Genomic DNA, 2,989 nt, shown 5'->3' on the forward strand with positions numbered 1-2,989 from the left:
CACGTGCTAGCTTAAGCGCTAGAACCGCCTTGGACGAATAACTTCTTCTATCGCGCTCAAGCGCCTTGGCGTTTTCACACAGCCAAGACCCATACCGGAAGTCGGCATCTGCGCCACGAGGCGGCTGGTCGTGTCCAATTCCGACCGCTGCCAGATATCGACATCATCCGGCGGATCGGATGCCTCGCGGCTCGGTATCTCGCTTCGAGGCGACGTAGTCGATCTCGCCACGCGTAATCCCGATAACCATTAGCTCCCGATCACTTAGGTTGCAAAGAGCGACTCGCAGCCGCTCCCATTTGCGCCATTCTCCACTCACCCCTCCGGCGGGGAAACGCTCGGCGCCCCTGGTGGCGCTCCGGCGCCGGGGGGAGCGCCCGCACCAGACTGGTAGCCCTCCGAGCCGTCCGGTAGTTGGTAATTTGGATCCGTCGACTTGTTTGAGCTGCCGCCCGAGAAAACCAAGGGAATGATGGATAGGACAACACCCACGCAAGCCGCGACATCCTCGGCGATCTTCTGGGGTGACCAGTCGGACGTCACGTCAACTTTGTAGCTTCCAGTGCCCCCAGATCGGATATTCGACCAGTTCCGCCGCACCTCATCGTTCGTGCCCCAGTCGTCCCAATCGATGCTCCGACTGCCTTGCTCGTCACTCCCATGCGCCCGGCCGGCGTGGCTCGCCGCATATACCTGACCGTTGGCATCCTTCACCGCAAAAACGGCGAGACAATCGTAGGAGGGAAAGCCGCTATCGTGGAGGTGACCCCGCAACCACGTGGTGCCGTCGCTGAAAAGAGTGAGGCTGCCGTATCCACCAATCGCGATGCCTGTGCCGAAGGTGATTGAGGGTGCGTTGACCACAAATGCTTGAGGCTGCACTTGAACGGGGGAACCTGCGGTCCAAAGGATACTCCCATTCTGGAAGTCACTGCGGCGCCCGCCATCGCTATCATGCTCGTCCGAGATCGGGTACCCTAGGAAGCTTGTTTCCCAGCCCATCCCCCAGCCCATCCCCGACCAAGTGTCGCGGATTGGCCCATGCACTTCATTAGCCCCGGTGTCAGGGGTCCAGTAGATCGAGGAGTCCGCTGTGCTTCCATCGGCTCTAATACTTCGGAAATGATTTCGGCGTCCGACACCATCCGGCGTAGGGGTCTCGTCCGTAATGGGATAGCCGAAGGCTTCCCAACCGAGCGCTGCCCATTTTTCGTGGATCGGGCCATGCACCTCGAAAGCGCCGATCGAGGGATGCCAATAGATTGAACCGTGGTCAAAGTGGTTAAACTGGCCCTGACCGTCTGGCGTCGCCGTCTGATCCGTAGTCGGCCATCCCAAGACACCACCCGGACCGTCGAGCAGGTTATATTTCTCCAAGATTTTGCCGTGGGTTTCATGCGGATCACGCCCGATAACACCCCAGAGCACCACCGCTTCCGAGAAGGTCTGACTAAAACCTCCCGCGATCGGCTGACGCTCAACGAGTTTGTGCCCGATCCAGGGATGCGCGGCCGCAAACCCGTCGAAATCGGGCTGAATCCTAAAAAGTTGCGCGTCAGGAATTTGTCTGTCGATTTCAGGCATCGTGTCCTCCCTAATGTAGGAAGGCCGCCCGGCTAGGCATCGTACCGCCGATGATAGGTTCGTGATGGCAACCCCGTCAGTCGAGTCCGACGCATGGACGGGAAGCGCCTCGATTGTAGAAAGCCAAGTCTATGATGCGTTCTTCGGAGAAGTCAACGTTTCGCTGCCGCGCAGTAAGCTGGTCGGTTTCGGAGAAGAGCAGACATCGAACGGTGGCCGAAACCCGCAGAGTCGGTCGCTCATGACCCTGAGCAGACCATGGTCGGGATGGATTGCCGGATGCTCGGCCTCGACACGCGCAAGAGCCGGTCGCGGCCGAGGTGGCCACTGAGGCACTTTAGCAACAGACGAGCGAAAACCGTCAACCTGGAGCGGAGTGCTCTGCCGCAGCCGACGGTTTCGTGCCAGAACCCAAGCACGATTCTGGGAATGCTGGGGATTGGAATGCATCGCCTTATTATTGTTGGAGCCGGGCTTCTCTCGATTGTTGCGACTGCCAGTGCGGCATCGGCCGCGGATCTTGCCGCAAGACCGTACTCCAAGGCGCCTCCGGTCGTCGCGCCGACCTACAACTGGAGCGGCTTCTACATCGGTCTCAATGGCGGGAGCGGATCGAGCCAGAACTGCTGGGATCTCACCGGCATAGGCTTGATCGGTGGACCCGTCGCTCCAGTCACCCCGGCCGTGCCGGAAGGTTGCCACAACGCCACGGGCGGGCTCGTCGGTGGACAGATTGGATACCGATGGCAGGCTTCCAGCTGGGTGTTCGGCCTGGAGGCTCAGGGCGACTGGGCGAGCCTGAAGGGATACAATTTCAGCCTTGCTTCCGCGACCGGCGTCTTCGGCGTCGGCGTCACCAACCAGACCAAGATCGATGCGATCGGCCTGTTCACCGGTCAGATTGGTTATGCCTGGAACAACGTGCTCTGGTATGTGAAGGGCGGCGCCGCGCTGACCAACAACAACTGGAGCGGCATCACGACCGCGACCGGTATTACCCGTGCTCAAGCAACCGAAGCCCGCTGGGGTGGCGCGGTCGGAACCGGCCTCGAGTTTGGCTTTGCGCCCCGCTGGTCGGTTGCCGTCGAATATGATCATTTGTTTATGGGAAGCGGCAGCTTCTCCTTCACGTCGGTTACCGCTCCCATCTTCGTCACCCGCACCGACAGCATCAAGCAGGACGTCGACATGGGCACAGTGCGGGTGAACTACACCTTCGGCGGTCCGATCGTTGCGAAGTATTGAGACGCGACAGCCTAGAGCGAGCTAACGGCTGATCGTCCGGCGCGACGCTTTTGGATGCCGCCTATTGGCCCTTCGCGACATATTGCGGTGCCACGCCGTTTCGGTCGCAAGCGGGACGAAGCGGACATCGGATGTCGGTCATGATCGGTGGGGTTCGTCG

General features: G+C 60.4%; 2 protein-coding genes. One reads left to right on the forward strand and one right to left on the reverse strand.

Translation table 11 applies throughout. The annotated features are described in order from the left end of the window. Window positions 1–315 precede the first annotated feature (315 nt). Complete coding sequence (locus AC629_RS43020; protein ID WP_084810665.1) at window positions 316–1,584, reverse strand: LGFP repeat-containing protein; 1,269 nt, start codon at window positions 1,582–1,584, stop codon at window positions 316–318. Window positions 1,585–2,028: 444 nt separating this feature from the next. Here AC629_RS43020 and AC629_RS43025 point away from each other — a divergent pair, with 444 nt between their 5' ends. Next, window positions 2,029–2,829: an outer membrane protein gene (locus AC629_RS43025; protein ID WP_084810666.1), complete on the forward strand. Its 801-nt coding sequence runs from the start codon at window positions 2,029–2,031 to the stop codon at window positions 2,827–2,829. Window positions 2,830–2,989: the final 160 nt, after the last annotated feature.

Source organism: Bradyrhizobium sp. NAS80.1 (assembly GCF_001908205.1).
GTDB lineage: Bacteria > Pseudomonadota > Alphaproteobacteria > Rhizobiales > Xanthobacteraceae > Bradyrhizobium.